The sequence below is a fragment of the Streptomyces sp. NPDC052020 genome, assembly GCF_040680575.1.
Taxonomy (GTDB): domain Bacteria; phylum Actinomycetota; class Actinomycetes; order Streptomycetales; family Streptomycetaceae; genus Streptomyces.
In genome coordinates this window covers 254,976-281,085 of the sequence record NZ_JBFAWY010000001.1, presented here as the reverse complement: position 1 = coordinate 281,085, position 26,110 = coordinate 254,976, and the positions used below count along the sequence as shown (strand labels likewise).

The window sequence follows — 26,110 nt, the reverse complement described above, 5'->3', positions numbered from 1 at the left end:
CGCACCCCCGGCGGGGGCCGCGTACGCCGTCCCCCGCCGCGGCCGGCCCGCCCGGTCGGCCCGTACTCGGGGCCCCACATGCGAACGAGGCTAGTAAAGAGGGTGATTGCGGGCGGCCTCCACGGGCTGCTTCTCTGGAGCGGTCGCCAGGCGCCGACGTGCCCTCCCCGGGCCGCGGCGCCGTCGCATGCCCCCGCCGGTACGCCGGTGCGGTCACGGCATGCCGCGGCTCCCCCGTCCCCGTCGAAAGGCCCCCCGTGACCGTCACCTCTCTCCTCCGCCGTGCCGCCGCCCCGAAGAAGGCCCTCGCCGGTGCCGCCGTGGCCGCCGCCACCTGCGGCACGCTGATCGCCGCCGCGCCCGCCCAGGCCGCGACGCCGGCCTCCTCCGCTCAGGCGACCGCGGAGAAGATGATCGGGAACACGGCCGAGTACCAGTGCTTCTCGAAGATCGTCGAGCGGGAGAGCGGCTGGGACGTCGACGCCACCAACGCCTCCAGCGGTGCCTACGGCCTGGTCCAGGCCCTGCCGGGCTCGAAGATGGCCTCGGCCGGCTCCGACTGGAGGACCAACGCGGCCACCCAGATCGAGTGGGGCCTGGACTACATGAAGGACCGGTACGGCAGCGCCTGCGACGCCTGGGGCTTCTGGCAGGCCAACGGCTGGTACTGACCCCGGTCCGCCCGGACCCGCGCCACAGACCGAAGGCGGCGGCCCCCGATCCCCGGGGCCGCCGCCTTCGCCGTACCCGCCGCCGGTGCCGTGCTCCCCCGGCGGCGTCCGCCGTTCTCGTCGTCCCCGCGATGAACGTTTGTGTTCGAATTCGCGTCTTCCCCGTGTCCCGCCCGCCGTGCCCGACCGAAGACGCGAACGGAAGCCCACCGTGGTCCCTGCCGAACTCACCGCCACCCGGCCCGCGCACGACCCGGCCGTGCGACGCGCCCGCCGCCCCCCGCGCGCGCTGTGGCGGCGCCACCGGCTCCCCCTCCTCGCCACCCTGCCCACCCTGCCCCTGTACGGGCTGTGGTGGACGGTCCTCGCCACCGGCGGCGGCGACCTGGCCGCCCAGCTGGCCTGGGCGGACTTCGCCTCCCGGCACGGCGGCTCGGCGTACGGGCTGTTCTGGTACGGCGGGACGCACACCGCCAACTACAGCCTCCTGTCCCCGTACCTGATGGCCGCCCTCGGGGTGCGGACGGTCACCGTCGTCTCCGGGCTCGCCGCCTCCTGGCTGGCGGCCGCGCTGATCGCGCGGACCGGGGTGCGCGGACCCCTGGGCCCGGCGCTGCTCGCCTCGCTCGCCCTGTGGTGCAACGTGGTCTCGGGGCGCACGACGTTCGCCCTCGGCGTCGCCCTGGGGCTGGCCGCCTGCCTGCCGCTGACCCGCGAGCGGCGCCTCGCGCTCGCCGCCGGCTACGCGGCCCTGGCCACCATGGCGTCCCCGGTGGCCGGGCTGTTCCTGGCCGTCGTCGGGGCGGGGTTCCTCCTCGTACGGGACCGGGGGCGGGCCCTGGTCCTGCTGGTGCCGCCCGCCGCCGTGGTCGGCGCGACCACCCTCCTCTTCCCGTTCAGCGGCGTACAGCCCATGCCCGCGGCCCGCATATGGCCGCCGGTGCTGCTCGGCCTCGCCGTCACCGCGCTGGCCCCGCGCTCCTGGCGGGTCGCCCGGTGGAGCGGGGCCGTGTACGCGGCCGGGACCGTGCTGACGTACCTCGTCCCCTCCCCCGTCGGCACCAACGTCGAGCGGTTCGCGCAGTTGTTCGCCCCGGCCGCGCTGCTGGCCGCGCTGCTCGCCCGGCCGGGGCTGCGGCGGCTGCGGCGGAACCTGCTGGTCGCCGTGCTGGTCTTCGCCGTGGGCTGGGTCGGCAAGAAGACCGCCGACGACGTGGTCGAGTACACCGCCGTGCCCGCCTGGGCCGCCCGGACCGAGGGTGTCGTACGGGCCCTGGAGGGCCTGGGCGCCGACCGCACCCGGGTGGAGGTGGTCCCCGCCCGCGACCACCGGGAGGCCGTCCTGCTCGCCCCGCACGTCAACCTGGCCCGCGGCTGGAATCGGCAGCTCGACGTGGAACGGGGCCGCCTCTTCTACGACGGCAGCTTCGACGCGCGGACCTACCGGGCCTGGCTGGACCGGTGGGCGGTCGGCCTCGTGGTGCTGCCGCTGGGCAAGCCGGACGGGGTCGCGCGGCAGGAAGCGCGGCTGGTGCGGGAGCGGCGGCCCGCGTGGCTGGAGCCCGTGTGGCAGGACGCCCACTGGCGGGTGTACCGGGTGCGGGACGCCGTACCGCTGGTCTCCGCGCCCGGCAGCGTGGTGCGGACGACCAGCGCGGAGCTGGTGCTGCGGGCCGAGCGGCCGGGCCCGGTGACCGTGCGGATCGCCTGGTCGCCCTGGCTGCGGTCCGACGGCGGGTGCCTCTCCCGCGAGGGCGAGTTCACCCGGCTGACCGTCTCCGCGCCCGGCGTGTACCGGATCAGCTCGGAGTACGGTCCTTCGCCGGAGCGGGCGGACCGCTGCTGACGTCGGCCCGGCCGTCGGGGACGGGGGCGGAGGCGGCGGGGGCGGGAAGGCCGGTGGCCGGGGTTTCGGTGGCGGTCTCGGTGGTGGCGGAGGCCGTCGCCGTGCGGGCGCGCGGGCCCTGGAACAGGTAGGTCAGCGCGAAGCCGGCGCCGACGACCAGCGCGCCGCCCACCGCGTCCAGCACCCAGTGGTTGCCGGTCGCCACGATCGCCGAGACCGTGAACAGCGGGTGCAGCAGGCCGGCGGCCTTCATCCACGCCTTCGGCGCGATGATCGCGATGACCAGACCGCACCACAGGGACCAGCCGAAGTGCAGCGACGGCATCGCCGCGTACTGGTTGGTCAGGGCCGTGAGCGTGCCGTAGTCCGGCTTGGAGAAGTCCTGCACGCCGTGCACGGTGTCGATGATCCCGAGCGTCGGCATCAGGCGCGGCGGGGCCAGCGGGTAGAGCCAGAAGCCGACCAGGGCGAGCAGCGTGGTGAAGCCGAGCGCCGAGCGGGCCCAGCGGTAGTCGACCGGGCGCCGCCAGTAGAGGATCCCGAGGACGGTCAGCGGGATCACGAAGTGGAACGACGTGTAATAGAAGTCGAAGAAGTTCCGCAGCCAGCCGATCTTGACGACCGCGTGGTTGACGGCGTGCTCGATGTCGATGCGCAGGAAGCGTTCGAGGTCGAGGATCTGGTGGCCGTGCTCCTCGGCGCGGGCCCGGCCCGCCGAGTTGCTGCCGCCGGTCGCCGCCAGCCGGACCTTGGAGTAGGCGGCGTAGGTGACCCGGATGAGGAGCAGCTCCAGCAGCAGGTTGGGGCGGGTGAGGACCCGGCGCAGGAACGGCAGCAGCGGGACGTGCCGGAAGCGGGCCGGGACGGGCGCGGCGTACCGGGCCGGGACCGGCGAGTCGTAGTACGGCGAGGTGCGGGACAGGAACGGGACGGCGGTGGCGGCGGCGAGCGCCGCGAGCAGCACCACGTTGTCGCGCAGCGGGTACAGCGCCGCCATGTTCGGCAGCATCATCTTCGCGGGCAGCGTCATCACCAGGACGACCGCCACCGGCCACACATACCGGTCCGAGGCGCGTCTGCCGACCCGGCCGACGACCGCCAGCAGCACCCACAGCAGCTGGTGCTGCCAGGTCGTGGGCGACACGGCGACGGCCGCGCAGCCGGTGACCGCGACGGCGAGCAGCGGCTGACCGTCGCGGGCGTAGCGCACGGCGCGGCGCACGCCGAGGACCGCCACCACCGCGCCGAGCACGAGGAACAGGGCGATCTCCAGCGGGCCGGACAGGCCCAGGCGCAGCAGCGCGCCGTGCAGGGACTGGTTGGCCAGGTCGTCGGCCTTTCCGCCCAGGCCGACGCCGGCCATGTGGTGCACCCAGTACGTGTACGAGTCGTGCGCCATCGCCGCCCACGCGAGCGCGGTGCACACGGCGAAGGCCACGCCCGCGGACGCGGCGGCCCGGCGGCGGCCGGTGAACCACAGCAGGGGCGCGAAGAGCAGCACGGTGGGCTGGAGCGCCGCGGCGACGCCGATGAGCAGGCCGCCGGTGCGCTGCCCCCGCACGGCGAGGCAGCCCAGGAGCACCAGCAGGACCGGGATGATGCTGGTCTGGCCGAGCCAGAGGGTGTTGCGCACCGGCAGGGACAGCATCAGCAGGCTGACCGCGACCGGCGCCGCCAGCAGCGCGGTGCGGCGGCCCACCGGCTGCGGCAGCGCCCGCGCGGCGACCAGGCCGAGGGCGACGACCAGCAGCAGCGTGCCGAAGGTCCAGCCCCAGCCGAGGGCCTGTTCGGCCGCCCGGGTGAGCGGTTTGAGGACCAGGCCGGCGAAGGGGGTGCCGGTGAAGCGCGTGGAGTCGTACAGGGACCCCTCCACGTGCAGGACGCCGTCCGCGCCGACCCACGTCTCCAGGTCCGTCAGCCGCTCGCCGCGCGGGGTGCCGAGGACGGCGGCCAGCTGCCGTACGGCGAGGACGGCCGCGACCAGCCACAGGCCCAGCCGGGCCGCGCGCAGGCGGTCCCCGGCCGTGCCCGCGGTCGTCGCCGTGGTCGTCGCCGCGAAGGCTTCCGCCGCTCGCCCACTGTGCTCCGCATTCGCCACGCCTCGTCGGCCTCCCGCCCCGTCCGTCCCGCGCGACCTGCGCGGTGCTTTCCTGCGAACCCTATGAGGCTCACACCGCCCCCGGGGAGAGACGCAGGCAACCACGGATTCACCTGCCCGCCGCTCTCCTTTTGTCCGAATGACGATAGTGGGCGGGCTCCGGGGACGACTCCGCGGGCTCCCCTCAGGGGCCCGGGGGAGGGCGCGGAGGCCCGCGGGGAGCGACAAGGATCACAGAGGAAGTGGGGATGGGGTGCCGTGCGCTGGGCAGATGCCCCAGCACGTACCCGGTTTTGCTGCGCTCCGAGGTGACACGGGCGCGGTGCGTAAGGGGCACATCACCGCCTATGGTCGTTTTTCGGCCCGGCGACAGCGCCGCCGTGCGGGTCGTGCCCCTGTCCCCGTCGAAAGGTAGGCGAGCGAAGCCTTGTCGGCTGCCACTGTCGCCGCTCCCCGGTCCACCACGTCCACCTCCGCCGCCACGGCACCCCCCACCGTCACCGATCCCGCGCTCGTCCGGCGTGCCGTGAAGGCGGCCGCGCTCGGCAACGCGATGGAGTGGTTCGATTTCGGCGTCTACAGCTACATCGCGGTGACGCTGGGCAAGGTCTTCTTCCCCTCCGGCAATCCGACGGCCCAGCTGCTGTCGACCTTCGGCGCCTTCGCCGCGGCGTTCCTGGTCCGGCCGCTCGGCGGCATGATCTTCGGGCCGCTCGGCGACCGGGTCGGGCGGCAGAAGGTGCTCGCCCTGACGATGATCATGATGGCGGCGGGCACGTTCGCGATCGGGCTGATCCCGTCGTACGCCTCGATCGGCGTCTGGGCGCCGGTGCTGCTGCTGGCGGCGCGGCTGGTGCAGGGCTTCTCGACCGGAGGCGAGTACGCGGGCGCGTCCACCTTCATCGCCGAGTACGCGCCGGACAAGCGGCGCGGGTTCCTCGGGAGCTGGCTGGAGTTCGGCACGCTGGCCGGGTACATCGGCGGTGCGGGGCTGGTCACGCTGATGACCGCGCTGCTGCCGGCGGACGACCTGACGTCCTGGGGCTGGCGGATCCCGTTCCTGATCGCCGGGCCGATGGGCCTGATCGGGCTGTACCTGCGGATGCGGCTGGAGGAGACCCCGGCGTTCGCTGCCGAGGTCGAGAAGGCGGAGTCCGAGCGGCCGAAGGTGCCGCTGCGGGACATGATCACCGGGCAGTGGAAGGCGCTGCTGCTGTGCGTCGGGCTGGTGCTGGTCTTCAACGTCACCGACTACATGCTGCTGTCGTACATGCCCAGCTACCTGACCAGTGAGCTGAAGTACGACGAGACGCACGGGCTGCTGGTGGTGCTGGGCGTGATGGCGCTGATGATGGTCGTGCAGCCGTTCGCCGGCGCGCTGACCGACCGGGTCGGGCGGCGGCCGGTCATCGCGGCGGGCTGCGTGGGCTTCCTGCTGCTGTCCGTCCCGGCGCTGCTGCTGATCCGGGAGGGGAGCCTGCTCGCCGTGGGGCTGGGCATGGCGGCGCTGGGTCTGCTGCTGGTCTGCTTCACGTCCGCGATGCCGGCCGCGCTCCCGGCGCTGTTCCCGACGCGCGTGCGGTACGGGTCGCTGTCGATCGGGTTCAACGTGTCCGTGTCGCTGTTCGGCGGGACGACGCCGCTGGTGGTCACGGCGCTGATCGGAGCGACCGGGAACCTGATGATGCCCGCGTACTACATGATGGCGGCGGCCGTGGTGGGCGGCGTGGCCGTGTGGTTCATGACGGAGTCGGCGGGCCGCCCGCTGCCGGGCTCGGCCCCGGCCGTGGAAGGCTGAGGGGTCCCTGCGGTTCGGCTTGGGGGCGCGGGGGCGCTTGGGGAGAGGCGGCCGGGTGCTGGTGGTGCCTGCGGCCCCGGTGCGGCTGCGGTGGGGGTGCGGCGTCATGCCCGCGGCGCCTGTGCGGCTTCGGTGGGGGTGCGAGTAGCGCTTTCGCGCGGTGGGCGGGTCGGGTCGCGCCGGGGGTGTCCGTCCTCGGAACGGCGGGGAATCGGCGCCTTGCGAAGGGGCCGGTGTCGACGCGCCAACCGCTGCGGGCGGTCACCCCGACACGCCCCTCCCCGCCGCGGGCGGCCGCGGGTGGCACGCCCGCTCCGGCGGCGGGGGCGCGCGAGGCCGCTGACCGCGGGCAGTCGTACCTCCCCCAGTGCCCGCACGGCCTGGGAGGTGCCCCAGGGTGCCCCCAGGGCGACACGGGTGGGCGCATGCGTGCTCCCCGCCGGGCGCCTCGTCCGGCCGAAACACGCCCCCTCAATCCCCTGACACCACACCCGGCAGCGACTATATTCATTAGCGCAGCTAGTTAGATAGCCTAACTAGGTCCAGGAAAGGCACAGGCGCATGAGCGAGTCGCAGCTCTGGGACGACGTCGACGACTACTTCACCACTCACCTCGCCCGCGACGACGACGCCCTTCAGGCCGCCCTCCGTGACAGCGACGCGGCCGAGCTCCCGCAGGTCCACGTCACCGCGACCCAGGGCAAACTGCTCCAGCTCCTCGCCCAGATCCAGGGCGCCCGCCACATCCTGGAGATCGGCACGCTCGGCGGCTACAGCGCCATCTGGCTGGGCCGCGCCCTCCCCGAGGACGGGCGCCTGATCTCCCTGGAGCACAGCGCCAGGCACGCCGAGGTCGCCGTCCGCAACATCGCCCGCGCCGGTCTGGACCGGCAGGTCGAGGTGCGGGTGGGCCCGGCGCTGGAGTCGCTGCCCAAGCTCGCGGACGAGAACCCGCCCCCCTTCGACCTGGTCTTCATCGACGCCGACAAGGCCAGCAACCCGCACTACCTCGAGTGGGCCCTGAAGCTCACCCGCACCGGCAGCCTGATCGTCGTCGACAACGTGGTCCGCGGCGGCCGCGTCGCCGACGCGGCCGAAACCGCCGACGACGTACGCGGCACCCGCGCCGCCATCGAGCTGATCGGCAGCCACCCGCGGCTCAGCGGTACCGCCATCCAGACCGTCGGCAGCAAGGGCTACGACGGGTTCGCCCTGGCGCGGGTGCTGGCCTGAGCCGGGCCGCGCACGCCTCGTGGCAGAAGCCGACGGCCACGGCACAATAGGGGCATGACCGAGCGGAAGCCACCCGGCGTCGACTTCGAGTCCTGGGTCGACAAGCAGATCCGTGACGCGGAGGCGCGCGGTGAGTTCGACCGGCTGCCCGGGGCCGGCAAGCCGCTTCCGGCGGACGTGGACGCGGCCTACGACGAACTGTGGTGGGTCAAGCGGAAGCTGGCCCGCGAAGGCGCCTCGGTACTGCCGCCGACGCTGGCCCTGCGCAAGGAGGCGGAGGATGTGCTGGAAGCCGCTTCCAAGGCGCCGTCCGAGGCGGCGGTCCGGAAGATGATCGCGGACATCAACGCGAAGATCCGCGAGGTGATGTTCAAGCCACCGCCCGGCCCCCCGCTGGGGCTGAAGCCGTACGACGTCGAAGAGGTCGTACGGCGGTGGCGGGAGGGCCGGGCGGGCCGGTAGGGACCGGCGGGCGTCAGAGGCGCAGGAGACGGTCCGCCAGTTCCCGGTAGTCCCGCAGGACCAGGCGGAGTTGCTCGGTGTCGGTGGCCGCCGCGGAACCGCCCGCGCCCTGCCACGACGCGCGCAGGGTGTGGTGGCGCCGGTGCACGGCGTCGGTGAGGCGGGCGACGATCTCCTCCAGGGCGTGGTCCGCCTCCTCCACGGCCGCGCGTGGCTCGTCGACGAATCCGGCGACCGCGTGGTGCAGCCGCTGCCCCAGCTTGTCACCCTCCTCGTGTGGCAGGAGACGGGCGCTCGCCGTGCCCCCGGTGGCGGTGGCGGGACGGTGCGGGGCCGGCGCCGGACCGGTGCCCAGCGCCGTCTCACCGCGGGCGTCGGGGGACCGGGGCCCGGCGGGAGCGCTGCCGGGCAGACGGGTCACATCGGACATGCCTCAACTCTCCTTGGGCTGGTGCCGGTTGAACGACCAGGGGGTGCGGGCCGGAGCCGAGTGGTGGACGCTCGTCCCGCCGGTGCGGTGCCGTCCGCCGTCGTGGCGGGCCGGGCGCACCAGATCCTCGAACAGGGCGCGGGCCTCGACCATGGCCTCGCGCATGTCCTCCGTGCCCGTACCGCCGTCCACGCCCGCGTGCGCCGCGCGGTGCACACGCCGGTAGCCGTCGACGTGGTGGGCGTGGTGCACGGACAGGGCGGCGAGCTGCTCCTCGTACTGCCCGCCGTCCGGGAACCCCCGGGCGCCGGCCAGATCGGCGAGCAGCCGGTCCGCCTCGGCGACCGCCTCCCGGGGGGAGTCGACGAAACGCTCCTGGGCGGCCGTCCAGCGCGCCTCGAACCGCTCGCGCTCGGCCGGGTCCAGCGCCTTCTCGCGCAGGTCGCCGTGGCGCTCCAGGCGCTGGGCGAGCTCGCGTTCGGCGGCCTGGGTGTCGCCGTCGTGCCGGGCCACGGCCAGGTCGTACTCGGGCCCGAAGCGCCGCTTCAGGCTCCCGCCGCGGCGCGGGCCGCGTGCGCGCAGGGTCAGTGCGGCCGCGATGAGGAGCACGGCCGCCACGATCACGATCAAAGCGATGATCACGCCTGTGGACATGAATGCCTTCCGGTTCTCGGCCAACCGGGCCTCGTCATGGGCCGGTTCGCCGGTCGGGTAGCCCCGCGGGCGTCGTCCAAACGGCAAGCAAAGGGCGCGGCACGGCGGGTCCACGCCCGCCTCGGCGGATCGGCGCAGGGGCCCTACGTCATCGGCGGGAGCGGCGTGCGGCCGCCGGCCGGGCGGTCGGTCCGCCGTCCGGGCGTGCGGGCGGGTTCGTCAACCGGTCGCGCGAGTGTTCGTCATTCGGTTGCGCGGATTCGCTATTCGGTCGCGCGGGTTCGTTATTCGGTTGCGCGGTGTGCCGGCCGCGGCCCGACAATGCCCCATGACCTGGACCGTCGCGCCGGAACCCTACGACTCCCCCGTCGCCGCCGCCCTGTGGCGGGCGTACTACACGGAGGTCAGCGACCGCTGGTACCTGCGGCACGAGGGGCGCCGGACCGACCCCGCGGAGCTGGCGCGGGAGATCGCCGCGCAGACCGGGGCCGATCTCGCCCCGCCGCGCGGAGCGCTGCTGGTCGCGCGGTACGGGGGCGACCCGGCCGGCACCGCGGGCGTCCGGCTGCTGTCCGCCGCCACCGCCGAGCTGACCCGGGTCTTCGTCGCCGAGCCGATGCGCGGGCGGGGCGGTGCCGCGCTGCTGGTGCGGGCCGCCGAGAACGCCGCACGCGGGCTCGGCGCGGCGGAGATGGTGCTCGACACGCGCAGCGACCTCGTCGAGGCCCGCGCCCTGTACCGGCGGCTCGGCTACGCGGAGACCGAGCCGTACAACAGCGGCCCCTACGCCGAGCACTGGTTCCGCAAGCCGCTCACCCCGTCCGCGTCGGAACCCGCCCGTCGTGCGGGCGCTCCCGGTCCGAACCGCACAGCTCACCGGTGAGCTCCCGCACCAGCTGCGCCAGGTCGGTCGGGCGGTCCGGTCCCCACCAGTCGCCGAGCAGCTCGGCCAGGGACTCCTCGCGGGCCCGCGCCAGCCGTGCGGCGACCTCGTGGCCCCGGTCGGTCAGGACGAGGTCGAGGCCCTGGCGGACCGCGAGCCGGCGCTCCTCCACCTGGCGGGCGGCCTCGATGACCACGGTCAGCGGGACGGGGCCGCGCTCGGCGAGCACGGCCGGCTCCACCCGGCCGTACTTCCTGATCCGCAGCAGCAGCCAGCTCGCTCCGGGCAGCAGGTCGTAGCCGGCGCGCGCGGTGATCTTCCGGTAGACCTCGCGGCGGCCCTCGCGGGTGCCGAGCACCGACAGCGCGCGGCAGACCTCGTCGTGCGACGACCGTTCGACCGGGTTGCTGGCCAGGGTCTGGGTGCCGTCCGGGGCGGTGACCGAGCCGCGCAGCCGGTCCTCCTTCAGCAGCCAGGCCAGGGCGAATCCGAGGAGGGCGACGGGGGCGGCGTACAGGAAGACGTCGGTGATGGCGGAGGCGTACGCGTGCAGGGCGTCCGGGCGCAGCGCGGGCGGCAGGGCGGCGATGCCGCGCGGGTCGGCCCGCAGCGTCTCCGCGGAGACGCCCGGCGGCAGCTGTGCGCCGCGGAAGGCGTCGGCGAGCTTGTCGCCGAGGCGGCTCGCGAAGACCGTGCCGAAGATGGCCACGCCGAAGGACGCGCCGATCGAGCGGAAGAAGGTCGCGCCGGAGGTGGCGACGCCCAGGTCCTCGTACGAGACCGCGTTCTGCACGATCAGGACCAGGACCTGCATCACCAGGCCGAGGCCGAGGCCGAAGACGAAGAAGAACGCGCTCATCTCGGCGGTGGGGCTGGTCTCGTCGAGCTGGTGGAGCAGGAGCAGGCCGAGGGTGGTGACGGCGGTGCCCGCGACCGGGAAGACCTTCCAGCGGCCGGTGCGGCTGACGATCTGCCCGGAGACGGTCGACGACAGCAGCACGCCGGCCACCATCGGCAGCATGTGCACCCCGGACATGGTCGGGCTCACGCCCTGGACGACCTGGAGGAACGTCGGCAGATAGGTCATCGCGCCGAACATCGCGAAGCCGACGATGAAACTGATCACGGCGGAGAGGGTGAAGGTGCGGACGCGGAAGAGCTTGAGCGGGAGGACGGGTTCGGCCGCCTTGCGCTCCACGGCCACGAAGAGGCAGGCCAGCACCACGCCCAGCACGGCCAGGCCGATGATCTGCGGCGATCCCCAGGCCCAGGTGGTGCCGCCGAGCGAGGCGACGAGCACCAGGCAGGTGGCGACCGAGGCGATCAGGACGGTGCCGAGGTAGTCGATGACGTGCCGGGTTGCCTTGCGCGGGATGTGCAGCACGGCGGCGATGACGGCGAGCGCGACGACGCCGACCGGCAGGTTGATGTAGAACACCCAGCGCCAGCTCAGATGCTCGGTGAACAGCCCGCCCAGCAGCGGTCCGAGGACGCTGGTCGCGCCGAACACCGCCCCGAACAGGCCCTGGTACCGGCCGCGCTCACGGGGCGAGACGAGATCGCCGACGATCGCCATCGACAGGACCATCAGGCCGCCGCCGCCCAGGCCCTGGAGGGCGCGGAAGGCGATCAGCTCGGGCATGTTCCGCGCCATGCCGCACAGCGCCGAACCGACCAGGAAGATCACGATCGCCGTCTGGAACAGCCTTTTGCGCCCGTACTGGTCGCCCAGCTTGCCCCACAGCGGGGTCGCCGCCGTGGACGCCAGCATGTACGCGGTGACCACCCACGACAGGTGCTCCATGCCGCCGAGGTCGCTGACGATGGTGGGCAGGGCCGTCGACACGATGGTCTGGTCCAGGGCGGCGAGCAGCATGCCGAGGAGCAGCGCGCCGATCGAGACGAGGACACCGCCGGACACGTGCTCGGGGGCGGGGACCCGCGTCGCGTCCGTGGAGGCCGCGGTGCCCGCCGGGCCGGTGCGGCCCGCCGCGCCGGTCGGCCCCGTGGGACCCGTCGCCTCCGCCGCTCTGCGCGCATCCCCGGCCATGAAAACCTCCCGAGGTTCTCGACACACCGTCCTTCGTGGTGGTGTGACCAGTTATCGCCCGTTCAGTCCTGCTGGAGGCTGGTATTCCGCGGGCGCTCACGCACGGCGACCGGGGGCGTGCGCACCGGAGTGTGGAGCACCTCTGCATAATCTCTGGAGTTCGCGAGGGGGATCGCGAAGGGAGGGACGACCGCGTGGAACAGCCGAGAAGATCCGCGGATCACCCGTGCCCGCGGTGCGGGGCACAGCGCCGGGCCGACCGTACGCCCTCCTGCGGCTGCGGCCGGCAGGCGTCCGACGCCCTGCGCGAGGCGCGTGAGGCGCAGGCCGCCGCGGCCGAGGACTTCGATCCCCTGCGGATCCGCCCGTACGTCGAGCTGGGCACTCCGTCGGCGTCGGCGCCCGCGCCCGCGGAGCCGGACGCCACCATGCCGCTGCGCGCGGCCGGTCCCGGGGCACCGCCCGGGGAGGCGTCCGCGGTACCGCCCGCCGCGCCTGCCGGTGCGCCCAGCGCCGCGGACCCGCGTCTGTTCGAGAGCGCGGAACGGGAACCGGGGCCGGCCCTCGGCCCCGCGGCGGACGGCGGCACGGACGGTGACTGGGACGGCGGGGAGGGACGGCCGCGCCGCCGTCGGCGAGGTGTGCTGCTCGGCGCGGCGGGAGCCGCCGTCGCGGTGGTGGCGGTGGCCGGGTACGCCGGCGGGCTGTTCTCCTACGAGACGCCGTCGCGGGACGGAGCTCTGCCGCGGGAGGTGCGGGCCGGGGTGCCGGAGCCGTCCGCCGCCACGGCCTCGGCACCGCCCGCGCCCCCGGCGGGCACGCCCACGCGTCCGGGGTCCGCGTCGCCGTCCCCGTCCGCGGACGGCAGCCCGTCCGCCTCGCCGACGCCGGCCCCGACACCGTCCAGCGCCTCGCCGACACCGTCCCGCTCGCCCTCGCCGACGGCGAGCCCGACCACCGCCCGCCCCACCGCCACGGCGCGACAGCCGGGCGACGACGATCGCGAGGACGGCCACGAGAGCTCCGTGCTGCGGCGCGGCGACCGGGGGCCGCAGGTCGCCGACCTCCAGACCCGCCTGCGGAAGGTCTACCTCTACACGGGCGAGGTCGACGGCGTCTTCGACCAGCGGGTCGAGGACGCCCTCCGCAACTTCCAGTGGTCCCGGGGCATCCGCTCCGACGAACTGGGCGTGTACGGGCCGGAGACCCGGCAGCGGCTGGAGGCGGAGACGTCGGGGCGCTAGGAGCTTCCTGTCCGGATCAGCCGGGTCAGGCCGTCTGGACGTGCAGCAGGATCGTTCCGTCCGGCCCGGCCTCGACCCGCAGCCGCGTCAGGTCCGGGACGAGCACGTCGGGCTGGTGGGCGCCGGCCCGGGGGCCGATCCCGACCACCCGCATACCGGCGGCGCGCGCGGCCGTGATGCCGGCGCCGGAGTCCTCGAAGGCGATGCAGTCGGCGGGCTCGACACCGAGTTCGGCGGCGCCCTTGAGGAAGCCCTCGGGGTCGGGCTTGCTCGCTCCGACGGACTCCGCGGTGACGCGCACCTCGGGCAGGTCCAGTCCGGCGGCGGCCATGCGGGCCGTGGACAGCGCCACGTCCGCCGAGGTGACAAGGGCGTGCGGCAGCCCGCGCAGCGAGGCGAGGAACTCCGGCGCCCCGGGAATCGCCACGACGCCCTCGGTGTCGGCGGTCTCCTCGGCCAGCAGACGCGCGTTGTCGGCGTGGTTCTGCTCCATGGGCCGGCCGGGCAGGAGCAGCGCCATGGAGGCGTAGCCCTGCCGTCCGTGGACGACCTTCATCACCTCGTCGCCGTCCAGCCCGTGCCGGCCGGCCCAGCGCCGCCAGACGCGTTCGACCGAGGCGTCGGAGTTGACGAGGGTGCCGTCCATGTCGAGCAGCAGGGCGCGGGCGGTGAGAACGGAAGTGGCCGTCATCGGCAGGGCTCCAAGGCGCGGGAGAGGGGCTCAGGGGTGTGTCCCCAGGTACGGGGTGTGACCCCGTGTACAAGGCGGCCCCGCCCGCCGGTCAGGGAAAACGGGCGGGAGCCACTTTGTTCCTCCACGGTACAAAACAGATCCGGCATCGCGCCACCGACTCCCCGATCGTTCACCGCCCCGTCGGCTCGGCGGCACGCGCGCGCCGCCGCCGGGGACCGCGCGCCCACGGTCGTCCGGACGCGCGCGGAGCCACGACGGCCCCACCGCCCCGCCCGGCTCACGCGCCCGGCGGGCGCTGCGCCGCCCTGGCTCATCCGGCCACCGCCTCCCACAGGCTCCACAGCCCGAGAGCCAGCATCAGCAGAGCCGCGATCTGGGTGATCAGCCGCAGCGGCACCCGCTTCATCAGCGCCTTTCCGCCGACGATGCCGAGCCCGGCGACCGCCCACAGCGCGAGCACCGCGCCCAGGCCGACGGAGAGCGGGTCCTCGTAGCGGGCGGCGAGATTGGCCGTCATGATCTGGGTGAGATCGCCGAACTCGGCGACCAGGATGAGCATGAAGCCCGCCCCCGAGACCTTCCAGAAGGACTGGTTCTCCGGCTTGCGGATCTCCTCGTCGCCCTCGTCCTTCTTCATCAGCAGCATCGCGGCGCCGCCCAGGAAGAGCACACCGGTGAGCGCGTGCACGATCTGCTGCGGCAGCAGGGTGAGCACACTGCCGGCCGCGACGGCGAGCGCCACGTGCAGCGCGAAGGCGGCGGCGACACCGGCGAAGACGTACGACGCGCGGTAGCGGGTGCCGAGGACGAGGCCGGCGAGGGCGGTCTTGTCGGGCAGTTCGGCGAGGAAGACGACGCCGAAGACAAGAGCCGTCACGGTGAAGCTGATCAACGATTCCTCAATCGGTCGGGGCTGCCCCGCCGAGAGTGCTGAGCCTTGACGCAAGACACCTCGGCACGGCAGCACACGGAGCGCCCTGCCGTGCGGGCATGGGCGTGCACTGCTTGCCGAAGGTCTCGCTGGCCGGTCTCGTGCGAGACCTGCCTCCGGGCGCCGGCTCAGACGAGCTGAGCAGTATGTCGACGGTCCGGCGAAGAGCTACTCCCCTTCTGCGCCGTCCATGGTACGCGACCCCCGGGGCGGGCCTCGAGGGCCGAAAGTCCCCCCTCCCGGTCCGGCCCTCCCACCGCCCCGGCTGCACGGCACCGCGACCGGGCGCGGCCCCGGCCGCCACGCTTCCGCGTCCGGGCCCGCACCGGCTGCCACGGCTTCCGCGACCGAGCACCGCCCAGGGGCCCACGGCCCCACGACGGGCGCCGCCCCTCGACCCGGACGGCCTTCGGCGCGCGACCGGCCGCCGTCTTCCCACGTTCCGCCGCCCGCCCCCGGGAGGGGGCGCGCGCCCTCGGCTCTCCGCGCCGGAGCCGCGTCGGCTCGCCCCGGCACCCGGCCGGCGCGGCCAGCCGGCCACGCGCCCCTGACCGCTCCCGGCGCGAAATCGCCCCTCCGTCGCCGCGCGGAGACCACCCGGCAACGGCGCCACGCCCATAGACGCGCCATGTACACGTCACTAGCTTCTTGCTGACCGCACATCTGTGCGTCACACGGCGTGGCGAGCATTCCCCTCGCCCGTCCACCGACACCCCCACCCGAGGGAGTTCACCATGCGCCGGTTCTACGCGCGTCAACGCCTTGCCCTCCTGGCCGCCCTCACCGGACTCGTCGCCTCGATCGGCCTGTTCAACGGCCCGGCGGCCTCCGCCGCGATGCCCACACCCATCAGCGGCGCCACCGCCCGCAGCTATCTGGCCACCCTCACCGTGACCGCCGAGGACCGCACCGGCTACGACCGTGACCTCTTCCCGCACTGGAGTACGGTCAGCGGCGCCTGCAACACCCGCGAGACGGTCCTCAAGCGCGACGGCTCCAACGTCGTCACCGACGCCTCCTGCGCCGCCACCAGCGGCAGCTGGTACTCCCCGTACGACGGCGCCACCTGGACCGCCGCCTCCGACGTCGACATCGACCACCTCGTCCCGCTCGCCGAGGCGTGGGACTCCGGCGCCGACGCCTGGACCACCACCCGGCGCCAGGCGTTCGCCAACGACCTGACCCGTCCGCAGCTGATCGCCGTCACCGACAACGTGAACCAGGCCAAGGGCGACCAGGACCCGGCCACCTGGATGCCCTCCCGGACCGACTACCGCTGCACCTACGTCCGCGCCTGGGTGCAGGTGAAGCACTACTACGGCCTGTCGGTGGACTCCGCCGAGAAGTCGGCGCTCCAGGGCCACCTCGCCGGCTGCTGAGGCGGGCCGGCACCCGGCGGACGCCCGGTCGCGACGCGCGCGGCCGGCCGGAACCTCCCCGCCGGCCCGAGTCGTTCCGTACCGTACGGAGCGACGGAGGAGGGCGAGGGACACATGGCCGGACTGCGCCTGGGGCCGCTGCTGAGATACGTCGACGGCTCGTCCGCGACCGTCTGGGTCGAGACGAGCCGTCCGTGCACCGCCGAGGTGCGCTGCGCCGGCGGCGCCCGCCACACGGCCCGCACCTTCCAGGTGGCGGGCCATCACTATGCCCTGGTCGCGGTGACCGGCCTGGCGCCGGGCACCGCGACGCCGTACGAGGTGTTCCTCGACGGCACGCCGGTGTGGCCGCCGCCCGACGCGCCCCCGCGCCGCTTCCCGCCCTCCGCCATCCGCACGCCGGGCGAGGACGGCGGCATCCGCGTCGCGTTCGGCTCCTGCCGCTGGGCCGCCCCGCCGGCCGGCGAGACGGACCCCGTCGGCCCCGACGCGCTGGACACCCTGGCCGCCCGCATCGCGGCCGCGCCGACGGGCGAGCGGCCCGACGTCCTGCTGCTGCTCGGCGACCAGGTCTACGCGGACGAGACCTCCGACGCCACCCGCCGCTGGCTGGCCGGCCGCCGCGATCTGCGCCGGCCGCCGGGCAGCCAGGTCGCGGACTACGAGGAGTACACCCGGCTCTACTACGAGTCGTGGCTCGATCCGGACGTGCGCTGGCTGCTCTCCACGGTGCCCAGCTGCATGATCTTCGACGACCACGACGTCGTCGACGACTGGAACACCTCCGCCGCCTGGCTCGCCGGCATGCGGGCCACCGGCTGGTGGCGCGAACGGCTGCTGAGCGGCCTGATGTCGTACTGGGTGTACCAGCACCTGGGCAACCTGTCACCGGACGAGCTGGCCGCCGACCCGCTGTACGCCGCCGTCCGCCGCACCCCCGACGGCACGGACGTCCTGCGCGCCTTCGCCGCCCAGGCGGACGCCGACCCGGCGAGCGTCCGCTGGAGCTACCGGCGCGACTTCGGCCGCGTACGCCTGCTGATGGTCGACACCCGGGCGGCCCGGGTCCTCGACGAGGAGCGCCGGGCGATGCTCGACCCCGGCGAGGCGGCCTGGCTGCGCGAGCAGGCGCTGACCGGGCGGGGGACCTTCGACCACCTGCTCATCGGCACCTCCCTGCCCTGGCTGCTGCCGCCCCTGATGCACGACGCGGAGGCATGGAGCGCCGCGCTGTGCCGGGGCGGGAAGGGCGCGCGCTGGGCCCGGCTCGGGGAGAAGCTGCGGCAGGCCGCGGACCTGGAGCACTGGGCGGCGTTTCCGGCCTCCTTCGCCGCGCTGGCCGAGCTGATCGCCGAGGCCGGTACGGGACCGGGGGCGCCCGCCACCGTGGCCGTCCTGTCGGGCGACGTCCACCACGCCTACCTCGCCGAACCCTCCTGGCCGAGCCGCGGGCCGGACGCCCGGGTGGTGCAGCTGACCTGCTCCCCCGTCCACAACTCCATCCCCCTGTCGCTGCGTTTGGGATTCCGTTCGGGGTGGGGCGGCCCGGCCCGCGTCCTGGGCCGGTGCCTGGCCCGTCACGCGCGTGCGCCCCGGCCGCCGATCGGCTGGCGGAAGACCGGCGGGCCCTGGTTCGGCAACCAGCTCATGACGCTCACGCTGCACGGCCGCTCGGCGCGGCTGCGCCTGGAACAGGCACGCGCGGAGCGCGGCGAGGGCAGAGGCGCGGCGCTGCGGACGGTCGCCGAGACCGACTTGGCCTGAAACCCCTCCGGTGGCCGGAACCGCTCCATGACTAAATGTTGAACTTGCAAGTATTGGTTAGGGAGACCTAACGTGGGCGTCCAGTCGGTTCGTCCCCCGGCCGGTCCTCCCCGACCGGCCCGACCGAAGGAGCACCCCACATGACCGGACGCCTCGACAGAGCCCAGCCGTATGTCCTCGGGCTCTTCCGCATCGTCGTCGGCCTGCTCTTCGCCTGCCACGGCGCCGCCTCCCTCTTCGGTGTGCTCGGCGGTGCGGCGGGCACCGGCGGCACTGTCGAGACGGGCGCCTGGCCGAGCTGGTACGCGGCCGTGATCCAGCTGGTCGGCGGCGGCCTCGTCCTGCTCGGCCTCGGCACGCGCGTCGCCGCGCTCATCGCCTCGGGCTCCATGGCGTACGCGTACTTCAAGGTCCACCAGCCCAGCGCCCTGTGGCCGCTGGAGAACGGCGGCGAGCCGTCCGCCCTGTTCTGCTGGGCCTTCCTGCTGCTGGTCTTCACCGGCTCCGGCGCCTTCGGCCTGGACCGGCTGTTCGCCCGGCGCTCGGCGGCCGGGGACAGGCCCGCGGCCGAGCGGCAGACGCCGGTCGCCGCCTGAGCCGGCCGCCCGGACCCACCCAACGGTGCCCTCCCCCACGGGAAGGCACCGTTGCCGCGCTCGCTCCCGGGCTCCCCCGGCCCGGGTCCGGCGGCTTCTTTCCGGACACACGTGAGCGGTGCGTGCACAGCACATGAGCCCCCTGTGAACGTGCCGCCACATCCCAGGCGTACGCTGTATGGCTGTCATCGGCCGCCCCTGCCGCTCCCCGCGCGTCGCGGCACGGTCCGGTCTGCGGGGGGAATCACGGGGGAGTCGCGGTGGTCGAGAGTCTCGGGAGCATGGGTGCCCTGGTCAGCAGCCCATGGATCTACGCCGCGGTGGCCCTGTCGGTACTCCTGGACGTGTTCCTGCCGATGCTGCCGAGCGGAGTCCTGGTGATCACGGCGGCCACGGCGGCGGCCGCCGGTTCGGGCGCGGCCACCGGGCAGGTCCCGCGCGGCGTCCCCGACCTCCTGGTGCTGATGCTGTGCGCCACCACCGCCTCCGTCCTGGGCGACCTGGCGGCCTACCGTCTCGCCTGGCGCGGCGGTGCGCGGCTGGACCGCGCCCTCTCCCGCTCCCGCCGCCTGACGACGGCGCGGGAACGCCTCGGCGGGGCCCTCGCCCGGGGCGGCGGTGCCCTCGTCGTCCTCGCCCGCTTCGCCCCCGCCGGCCGCTCGGTCGTCTCCTTCGTCGCGGGGGCCGCCCACCGCCGGGCCCGCGAGTTCCTGCCCTGGTCCGCGCTGGCCGGCCTGTCCTGGGCCGGTTACAGCATCGCCCTCGGCTATGTCGGCGGGCAGTGGCTGGGCGCGACCTGGCTCGCGACGGGCGTGTCCCTGCTCGCGCTGTTCGGCGCGGGGGCGGGGGCGGCCTTCCTGGTACGGCGCGAGCGGCCACCGGCGACCGAGGCGCCGTAGGCGGCCCGGCGCGACGGCCGCCGGGAGCCCGTCCGCACGCGGGCGGGGCGGCGCGTACGGAGCCCCGTGGCCGGCACCGCGCGGCCGTCCGCCCGCCGACAGGGAGCGGCGTGCACAGGGGCCCGTGGCAACGCGGGGCGGCCGTCCGCGCGCGGAGAGCGGCGGAGGGCGCGGCGCCGCCGTGTCCGGTGTCCGGCGTCCTCCCCGCGGCGCCCGGTGCCGCGGCGTGGACGTCTCAGGCGGACGGGCCGCCCGCGCGGTGGAGGGCGCGGCGCCCGCCGGGTCCGGCGTCCGCGGCCACACCGGCGTACCCGTGGCGGCCGGGCCGGGGGGCCCGGCGCCGGAGCCCGCGCGCCGGCGGCGTCACCCCGCGCGGCGGGCCGCGGCGCCCCGCACCTCCAGCCCGTCCAGCAGCTCGGCCGTGGCCCGTGTGATCACGTCCACCGCCCGTTCGAAAACCTCCTGGTTGTGCGCGGCCGGCGCCCGGAAACCGGAGACCTTCCGCACGTATTGCAGGGCGGCTGCCCGGATCTCCTCCTCGGTGGCCTCCTCGGCCAGCACGGGCGGGCGAAGCGTCTTGATGCTGCGGCACATGCTCCCAGTGTCGTCCACCGGTCCCCCGGCCGCCGGACATTCCCTTCACCCGGCGCCTCTGTCATGATCACGGCCGAGGCGGCCACCGTCCGAGGGGCCGACCGACGAGAGGACGCACCATGACCGACAACGACCTCACCGTGGCCGTACTGGGACCCGGCGGAGTGGGCGGCCTGCTCGCCGCGCTGCTGGCCCGGACCGGGCACCGGGTGATCTGCCTGGCCGGCGACGAGACGGCGGACACGCTGCGCACCGGCGGCATCCGCGTCCGCAGCGGACTGTTCGGCGACTTCACGGCCCGCGTCGAGGCGGACACCGTGCTGCGCGAGCCGGTCGACGCGTGCCTGATCACGGTCAAGCACACCGCCCTGGACGCGGCCCTGGACCGCGTACCGGCCGCGGCGCTCGGCGACGGGCTGCTCGTACCGTTCCTGAACGGCGTCGAGCACCCCGCCGTCCTGCGCGCCCGCTACCGCCCCGGGCAGGTGGCCCCCGCGGTCATCCGCGTCGAGTCCACCCGTGCCGCCCGGGGCGTCGTCGACCACGGCAGCCCCTTCGCGGAGATCGACCTGACCGGCGCCCCGGTGCCGGTCCCCCGGGCCCGCCTCGACGTCCTCGCGGCGGCGCTGTCCGCGGCGGGCCCGGTCACCCGGGTCGTGGACGGCGAGATGGCGGCGCTGTGGGCCAAGATGTCGTTCCTCGCGCCGTTCGCCCTGCTCACCACCCGTTACGGGCTCCCCCTGGGCGCTGTGCGCGAGCGGCACCGCGAGGAGCTGACGGCGCTGGTGGAGGAGACGGCCGCGGTCAGCCGTGCCTGCGGCGGCCCCGCCGATCCCGCCCAGGCCCTCGCCCGCTACGACGCCTTCCCGCCGGGGACCAAGTCGTCCATGCAGCGCGACGCCGAGTCCGGCCGCCCCCTGGAACTGGACGCCATCGGCGGCGCCTTGCTGCGCGCGGCCGAGCGCCACGGCGTGCCGGTCCCGGTGACCGCCCGGGTGGTGCGGGCACTGAGGGACGCCGCGCACCGGTGACGGGCGGGCCGGCGTTCACCCCTGAACGCCGGCCCCCGCACGGCCGCCCGCCCCGAGACGCCCGGGCGGGTGAACCGGGAGGCGGATGCCCCGGACCCTCCCGGCCCTATATTCGAACAGGCGTATCATTGGTGCGTGACAACGACCTATGACTTCCCGAGTGACCTCCTGGCCGGTCAGCAGGAACTGCATCAGGTCCGGGCCGAGCTGTCGGCCCTGTTGAAGCGGCTCCCCTGGTCGGTCGAGCCCCAGGACGCCTTCAGCGACGACAACGGCTGGCGCAAGGTCGAGCGGCCGGCCTCGCCCGGCTGGTCGGCCGACGAGCAGGCCGAGGTCGAGAAGCTGCGGCAGCGGGAACGCGAACTCGCCGTCTTCGTCAGCACTCACCGCTACTGGTCGGAGCTCGGCGGCACCGACCGCGTGGCCGCCCGCGCCCGTCTCAAGCACGCCCACGAGGCCCCGCCCGGGGACGCCGAGGGCGCCGAGGAACCCGGGCGGGGCTCGTAGGAGCGGCGGGGAGAGCGGGGGCGCCGTCAGCTGCCGCCAAGGAGCCTTTCCATCTGGGCGATCTCGGCGTTCTGCGCGGTGACGATCTCGTCGGCCAGGGCCTGGGCGGGTCCGTACGCGCCCTTCTCCTTCTCCGCCGCGGCCATCTCGACGGCGCCCTTGTGGTGCTCGATCATCATGGTCAGGAACATCCTGTCGAAGTCCTCGCCCGTGGCCTTCTCCAGCTTCTCCATGTCCGCGCCGTCCATCATCCCGGGCATCCCCGCGTGACCGGAGTCGCCGGAGTGACCTGAGCCACCGGAGTGGCCGGAGTGGCCCGTTCCGGGCAGGGACTCCGCCGACTTCGGCACCTCCTCGCCCCAGGACCTCAGCCAGCCGGTCATCGTCGCGATCTCCGGCTCCTGCGCCTTCTCGATCCGCGCGGCGAGGTCCTCGACCTCGGCGGAGGCGGTGCGGCCGGCGGCGAGCCGCGCCATGTCCAGCGCCTGGCGGTGGTGCGGGATCATGCCCTGCGCGAAGGCGACGTCCTGGGCGTTGTGGGCGGCGTTCGCGGCCCCGCCCCGCGCCGGTGCCGTGGCCCCGGCGCTCGCGGACGCCGTGCCGTGCCCGCCGTGTCCGGCGCCGCCGTTCCCGTCCCCGCCGCAGGCGGCGAGGGCGAGCGCGGCGGCGGCCGTCACCGCCGCCAGGGCGGCGCGGCGCGTCATCGTACGGATGCTGCTCATGGGTGAACTCCTGCTGTGTAAAGGGATTTTCGACATGCCGGGGCGCCGCGCCCGCCGGGGCGCGGTGCGGGGGCGGTGTCTATATCCGCAGGAGCTGGAGTTCGGACAGGGACGGCGGCGCGCGTGCGCCGTCGGGTGCCCGGGCCGCGCGGGAGGGCGCGGCATCGGCGCGGACGGCCGGCGCGGCCGGATCGGCAACGAGGGCGGGCAGCGCCGGCCCGCCGCCCACCGCGCCGGACGCGCACGTGGTATCGGCGTGCCGGACATGTCCCCCGCCGCAGGAGCCGTCCGTCGCCCCGCAGCCGTCGTGAGCCGCCGCCGCGGCCGGCGCGGAACGCGGCGCCGGTCGGCCGGGCCCGGCCTCCGGGACCGGGCCGGACGCCACAGGGAGCGCGGAGGCCGGGGAAGCGGCGGCCGGCGCGGAGGTCGCGGACAGGGGCGCGGCAGCCGGGGAGGAGGCGGACCGTTCCGTCGGGGCCGTATCGGACCGTTCCGTCGGGGCCGTATGCGCGGAGGCCGCGTGGGCGTGGGCCGGGAAGCCGCCCTGCGGCGCCAGCCCGTGCATCCCCAGCAACCCGGCCAGCAGCCCGAGCACGCACACCGCGCGCGACCGCCACGCGGGCGGCCGTCGGCCGTGCTGCTCGGAACCCCTCACGGTCCACATCCTACGGACCCGCGCGAAAAGGCCCCCGGGGGGTATCCCGAGGGCCCGCACGCCGACGGGCGTGCCGCCGGTTCCGGTGGGCGCGGACGGTTTCGAACCGCCGACATCCTGCTTGTAAGGCAGGCGCTCTACCCCTGAGCTACGCACCCAGAACGAGTCGACAGCCTACATGGCCCGGGGCGCTGTCCCGCAAACGCGTACCGCGGACCCGTTCGCCGCTCCCTCCGGGCCTTCCCCGGACACCGCTCCGGGGGTTAACCCCACCACAGATCCGGGAGCCGCCCGGATCCCGGGACCGGCGGCCGCTCCCTACGGTCGAAGGGCCTCGCCGCGCGGGGCCCGCCCGGGTCCCGGCCGGTCCGTCCGCGCGGGCCCCGGGTGAGGCACCTCGTCGTCGCCTCTGGGGGAGATCGTCATGGCCCGTACCGTTCCCGCTCGCGCGGCCGCCGTCGCCGGCGCCGTCGTGGTTCTCCTCGCGGGCCTCGCCGCCTGTTCCTCGCCCGAGGACGACACCGATCCCGACCACCGCTCCTTCCCGCTGCCCGGCCGCACCCTCACCGTCGACTCCGACGACTCCGCGCTGGAGATCGTCGCCGCCCCCGCGCACGAGCGGGGCCGCGTCGAGGTCACCCGCTGGTTCCAGGGCACGGTCGCCGTCGGCGAGGCCCCGAAGGTCACCTGGTCGATGCGGGGCGACCGGCTGAAGCTGCGGACGCACTGCTCGGGCGTCGTCGCGAACTGCGCGGCCAGGCACCGCGTCGCGGTGCCCCACGGCGTCTCGGTGAAGGTCGTGGACGGCGACGGCAGCGTGCGGGCGCGCGGCTTCCGCGACGCGCTGGACATCCGCACCGGCGACGGGTCCGTCCGCGTCACCGACACCAGCGGGCCGCTGACGCTGCGCACCAACGACGGGTCCGTCCGGGCGGAGGTCTCCTCACGCCGGGTGCGGGCGCGCACCAACGACGGCTCGGTCCGCCTCGTCCTGGGCGCCGTACCGGATCGCGTGGACTCCCGCAGCGGCGACGGCTCCGTGACGATCGAGCTGCCCCGGGCCGCGTACCGGGTGACGGCCGAGACCGGCGACGGCCGGGTGGACGTGTCCGTGCCGCGCGACGACGCCAGTCCCCACGTGGTCAACGCCCGCACCGACGACGGGAAAGTCACCGTCCGCGCGGCGAACTGAACGCCCCGTGTGTTCGTCCCTTCCGGGTGGGAGAATGAACCGGGGCAGGGCGGACGACACGGGAGAGGGATGTGACGGCGACACCATCGCAGCCGTATACGCCGCCGATGGAGCCGTGCGCGCCTCGCCCGCCGCACCGATCGCGGCGCCGCCCCCGATCCGGCGCGCTCCGCGCCACGCTCACGCTGCTCGGCCTGCCGCTGATGGCCGCGCTGGCGCTGCCCGCCGCGTTCGCCGGTGGCGGCACCCGGCGCTGGTTCGGCGGGCGTGCCGAGAGCCAGCGGGCCGAGGCGCAGGCCGCGAAGGACGCCGCCGCGGCCGCCTTCTACGAGCTGGACACCGCCCAGCGGGACCTGCGGATCTCCATCGAGACGATCACGGCCGTCGACGACTCCCCCGCCGCCCGGCGCGCGGTCGACGGCTTCGCGGCGCTCGGCCGGCGCATCGACGAGGCCAGTCGCCAGTACATCGACGCCGTCGACGCCCACGACCTGGACCGCGACGACCTGGAGGCGCCGGCCGCCTCCCGGGCCCGCGCCGAGCTCACCGCGGCCAAGGACGAACTCGGCCGGGCCAAGCGGGAACTGGACCGCTTCGCCGAGGGGCTCGGCCCGCTGCTCGGCAAGGCCGAGACGCAGCTGGCCCGGCTCGCCCCCGCCGTCGAACGGGCCCGGCAGTCCCTGCTCGCCGCCTCCCACGCGCTGGACACCGCCCGGGGGACGGGGCTGCGGGCGGACGACCTCGCCGCCCGTCTCGCCGCCCTCGCCCCTGAGCTGACCAAGCTGAACGAGGGCGCCGGCCGGCACGGCGTGCCGGGGACACTGGACCGCGCCGAGCGCGTCACCCGGGAGGCCGAGGCGGTCCGGGCCGAGGCCGAGCGGCTGCCGGAGCGGGCCGCCGAGATCGGCAAGCGCCTGGTCTCCCTGCGCACCCGGGCCCAGGCGCTCACCACCCGCACGGAACAGGTCCAGCCGGTCCTCAGCGAGCTGCGGCGGCGGTTCACCGTCGCCTGCTGGGAGGACCTCCAGCAGGTGCCGGAGCAGGCCGCCGAGACCGTCCGGCAGGCCGAGCGGAAACTGGCCGAGGCGCAGGCGGCCCGGGACGAGCAGCGCTGGCCCGACGCGACCGCGCTGCTGTCGACCGTACGGGCCCTGCTGAACGCGACCGACGAGGCCGTCTCGGCCGCCGACGACCGCCTGCGCCAGCTCGACGCCGTGCAGAAGGACCCGCAGCGGGAGATCGAACGCACCCGGTTCGCGATCCGTGACGCCCAGCGGCTCGCCATGGCCGGGCGCCACACCCCCGACCCGCGGCACGCGCGCCCGCTGGACGACGCCGTCGCCCGGCTGGAGCGGGCGGTCGCCACGCTGGAGGGCCGACACCCCGACTACTGGCACTTCCTCACGGAGACGGACGCCATCCGCAGGGCGGTGGCCCGCGTGGTCGCCCTGATCCGGGAGGAACGCGGCGCCGCTCACTGACCCGACCGGCCGCCGGACGGGCCCGCCGGGCGGATTTCCCCCTACGAACGGCCGCGCACGGCGGTTAACCTGTGCCCATGCCTCGCTACGAGTACCGCTGCCGCAGCTGCGGCGACACCTTCGAACTGAACCGTCCCATGGCCGAGTCCTCCGCTCCCGCCACCTGCCCCGCGGGCCATGACGACACCGTGAAGCTCCTGTCGACGGTCGCGGTCGGCGGCTCGGCCTCCGCCTCGGCCCCCGCGCCGCGCCCGAGCGGCGGAGGAGGCTGCTGCGGTGGGGGCTGCTGCGGCTGA

Annotated in this window: 24 protein-coding genes, 1 tRNA gene and 1 pseudogene; 16 read left to right on the top strand and 10 right to left on the bottom strand. The window is 75.0% G+C overall.

Annotation, left to right across the window (positions count from 1 at the left end; all coding sequences use genetic code 11):
• Nucleotides 1–257: 257 nt before the first annotated feature.
• Both AB0L74_RS01290 and AB0L74_RS01285 read left to right on the top strand, forming a co-directional pair.
• Entirely contained in the window at nucleotides 258–671 is a 414-nt protein-coding gene (locus AB0L74_RS01290) for a transglycosylase SLT domain-containing protein (RefSeq protein ID WP_365644150.1), read from the top strand.
• Between the two features lie 259 nt (nucleotides 672–930).
• Nucleotides 931–2,517, top strand: coding sequence for a hypothetical protein (locus tag AB0L74_RS01285; protein ID WP_365644486.1), 1,587 nt, complete (start codon nucleotides 931–933; stop codon nucleotides 2,515–2,517).
• Here AB0L74_RS01285 and AB0L74_RS01280 read toward each other — a convergent pair.
• A complete protein-coding gene (locus AB0L74_RS01280; protein ID WP_365644147.1) occupies nucleotides 2,471–4,615 on the bottom strand; it encodes a bifunctional glycosyltransferase 87/phosphatase PAP2 family protein in 2,145 nt (714 codons plus the stop codon). The two genes, AB0L74_RS01285 and AB0L74_RS01280, sit on opposite strands and share 47 nt — an antisense overlap.
• A gap of 427 nt (nucleotides 4,616–5,042) precedes the next feature.
• On the opposite strand from AB0L74_RS01280, the gene proP reads away from it, so the two are divergent.
• From proP to AB0L74_RS01265, 3 genes are all read left to right on the top strand, one after another.
• A complete protein-coding gene (proP, locus tag AB0L74_RS01275; protein ID WP_365644144.1) occupies nucleotides 5,043–6,413 on the top strand; it encodes a glycine betaine/L-proline transporter ProP in 1,371 nt (456 codons plus the stop codon).
• A 561-nt stretch (nucleotides 6,414–6,974) separates the two neighbouring features.
• Complete coding sequence (locus AB0L74_RS01270) at nucleotides 6,975–7,646, top strand: O-methyltransferase (RefSeq protein WP_365644141.1); 672 nt, start codon at nucleotides 6,975–6,977, stop codon at nucleotides 7,644–7,646.
• Nucleotides 7,647–7,700: 54 nt separating this feature from the next.
• Nucleotides 7,701–8,108 (top strand): DUF1992 domain-containing protein, encoded by a 408-nt coding sequence (locus tag AB0L74_RS01265; protein WP_365644138.1) that lies wholly within the window; start codon nucleotides 7,701–7,703, stop codon nucleotides 8,106–8,108.
• Nucleotides 8,109–8,121: 13 nt separating this feature from the next.
• Here AB0L74_RS01265 and AB0L74_RS01260 read toward each other — a convergent pair.
• Nucleotides 8,122–8,400: pseudogene (locus tag AB0L74_RS01260) on the bottom strand (hypothetical protein); the annotation flags it as partial.
• Between the two features lie 141 nt (nucleotides 8,401–8,541).
• Nucleotides 8,542–9,192, bottom strand: coding sequence for a hypothetical protein (locus tag AB0L74_RS01255; protein ID WP_365644135.1), 651 nt, complete (start codon nucleotides 9,190–9,192; stop codon nucleotides 8,542–8,544).
• Between the two features lie 328 nt (nucleotides 9,193–9,520).
• Here AB0L74_RS01255 and AB0L74_RS01250 point away from each other — a divergent pair, with 328 nt between their 5' ends.
• Complete coding sequence (locus AB0L74_RS01250; protein ID WP_365644132.1) at nucleotides 9,521–10,075, top strand: GNAT family N-acetyltransferase; 555 nt, start codon at nucleotides 9,521–9,523, stop codon at nucleotides 10,073–10,075.
• Here AB0L74_RS01250 and AB0L74_RS01245 read toward each other — a convergent pair.
• A complete protein-coding gene (locus AB0L74_RS01245; protein WP_365644129.1) occupies nucleotides 10,005–12,125 on the bottom strand; it encodes an MFS transporter in 2,121 nt (706 codons plus the stop codon). The genes AB0L74_RS01250 and AB0L74_RS01245 overlap by 71 nt on opposite strands.
• 194 nt (nucleotides 12,126–12,319) lie before the next feature.
• Here AB0L74_RS01245 and AB0L74_RS01240 point away from each other — a divergent pair, with 194 nt between their 5' ends.
• Nucleotides 12,320–13,369 (top strand): peptidoglycan-binding domain-containing protein, encoded by a 1,050-nt coding sequence (locus AB0L74_RS01240; protein ID WP_365644127.1) that lies wholly within the window; start codon nucleotides 12,320–12,322, stop codon nucleotides 13,367–13,369.
• A gap of 25 nt (nucleotides 13,370–13,394) precedes the next feature.
• Here the strand turns inward: AB0L74_RS01240 and AB0L74_RS01235 are convergent, their stop codons facing one another.
• Together AB0L74_RS01235 and AB0L74_RS01230 are read right to left on the bottom strand one after the other, a co-directional pair.
• Nucleotides 13,395–14,066 (bottom strand): HAD family hydrolase, encoded by a 672-nt coding sequence (locus AB0L74_RS01235; protein WP_365644483.1) that lies wholly within the window; start codon nucleotides 14,064–14,066, stop codon nucleotides 13,395–13,397.
• 307 nt (nucleotides 14,067–14,373) lie between these two features.
• Entirely contained in the window at nucleotides 14,374–14,955 is a 582-nt protein-coding gene (locus AB0L74_RS01230) for a TMEM165/GDT1 family protein (protein WP_365644125.1), read from the bottom strand.
• A gap of 773 nt (nucleotides 14,956–15,728) precedes the next feature.
• Between AB0L74_RS01230 and AB0L74_RS01225 the strand changes: the two genes are divergently transcribed.
• The 4 genes from AB0L74_RS01225 (at nucleotide 15,729) to AB0L74_RS01210 (ending at nucleotide 19,632) form a co-directional block, all read left to right on the top strand.
• A complete protein-coding gene (locus tag AB0L74_RS01225) occupies nucleotides 15,729–16,373 on the top strand; it encodes an HNH endonuclease family protein (RefSeq protein WP_365644124.1) in 645 nt (214 codons plus the stop codon).
• Between the two features lie 114 nt (nucleotides 16,374–16,487).
• Nucleotides 16,488–18,137, top strand: a complete 1,650-nt coding sequence (locus AB0L74_RS01220; RefSeq protein WP_365644122.1) for an alkaline phosphatase D family protein — start codon at nucleotides 16,488–16,490, stop codon at nucleotides 18,135–18,137.
• A 140-nt stretch (nucleotides 18,138–18,277) separates the two neighbouring features.
• Nucleotides 18,278–18,733 carry a DoxX family protein gene (locus AB0L74_RS01215; RefSeq protein WP_365644119.1) on the top strand — a complete coding sequence of 152 codons (456 nt, stop codon included), beginning with the start codon at nucleotides 18,278–18,280 and terminating at the stop codon, nucleotides 18,731–18,733.
• Between the two features lie 281 nt (nucleotides 18,734–19,014).
• Nucleotides 19,015–19,632 (top strand): VTT domain-containing protein, encoded by a 618-nt coding sequence (locus tag AB0L74_RS01210; RefSeq protein ID WP_365644480.1) that lies wholly within the window; start codon nucleotides 19,015–19,017, stop codon nucleotides 19,630–19,632.
• A 363-nt stretch (nucleotides 19,633–19,995) separates the two neighbouring features.
• Here the strand turns inward: AB0L74_RS01210 and AB0L74_RS01205 are convergent, their stop codons facing one another.
• A complete protein-coding gene (locus tag AB0L74_RS01205) occupies nucleotides 19,996–20,226 on the bottom strand; it encodes a DUF2277 domain-containing protein (protein ID WP_365644116.1) in 231 nt (76 codons plus the stop codon).
• A gap of 119 nt (nucleotides 20,227–20,345) precedes the next feature.
• Between AB0L74_RS01205 and AB0L74_RS01200 the strand changes: the two genes are divergently transcribed.
• Entirely contained in the window at nucleotides 20,346–21,257 is a 912-nt protein-coding gene (locus tag AB0L74_RS01200; RefSeq protein WP_365644113.1) for a 2-dehydropantoate 2-reductase, read from the top strand.
• 135 nt (nucleotides 21,258–21,392) lie between these two features.
• A complete protein-coding gene (locus AB0L74_RS01195; RefSeq protein WP_365644110.1) occupies nucleotides 21,393–21,764 on the top strand; it encodes a hypothetical protein in 372 nt (123 codons plus the stop codon).
• 26 nt (nucleotides 21,765–21,790) lie between these two features.
• Here AB0L74_RS01195 and AB0L74_RS01190 read toward each other — a convergent pair whose 3' ends face one another.
• From AB0L74_RS01190 to AB0L74_RS01180, 3 genes are all read right to left on the bottom strand, one after another.
• Nucleotides 21,791–22,486, bottom strand: a complete 696-nt coding sequence (locus tag AB0L74_RS01190; RefSeq protein WP_365644107.1) for a DUF305 domain-containing protein — start codon at nucleotides 22,484–22,486, stop codon at nucleotides 21,791–21,793.
• 79 nt (nucleotides 22,487–22,565) lie between these two features.
• On the bottom strand, nucleotides 22,566–23,150 hold the full coding sequence (locus AB0L74_RS01185) for a DUF6153 family protein (protein WP_365644104.1): 585 nt from the start codon (nucleotides 23,148–23,150) through the stop codon (nucleotides 22,566–22,568).
• Nucleotides 23,151–23,227: 77 nt separating this feature from the next.
• Nucleotides 23,228–23,299 (bottom strand) — tRNA-Val (locus AB0L74_RS01180).
• A gap of 266 nt (nucleotides 23,300–23,565) precedes the next feature.
• Here AB0L74_RS01180 and AB0L74_RS01175 point away from each other — a divergent pair.
• From AB0L74_RS01175 to AB0L74_RS01165, 3 genes are all read left to right on the top strand, one after another.
• On the top strand, nucleotides 23,566–24,333 hold the full coding sequence (locus AB0L74_RS01175) for a DUF4097 family beta strand repeat-containing protein (RefSeq protein ID WP_365644102.1): 768 nt from the start codon (nucleotides 23,566–23,568) through the stop codon (nucleotides 24,331–24,333).
• 71 nt (nucleotides 24,334–24,404) lie between these two features.
• Entirely contained in the window at nucleotides 24,405–25,814 is a 1,410-nt protein-coding gene (locus AB0L74_RS01170) for a hypothetical protein (RefSeq protein ID WP_365644099.1), read from the top strand.
• A 77-nt stretch (nucleotides 25,815–25,891) separates the two neighbouring features.
• Nucleotides 25,892–26,110, top strand: coding sequence for a zinc ribbon domain-containing protein (locus AB0L74_RS01165; RefSeq protein ID WP_365644096.1), 219 nt, complete (start codon nucleotides 25,892–25,894; stop codon nucleotides 26,108–26,110).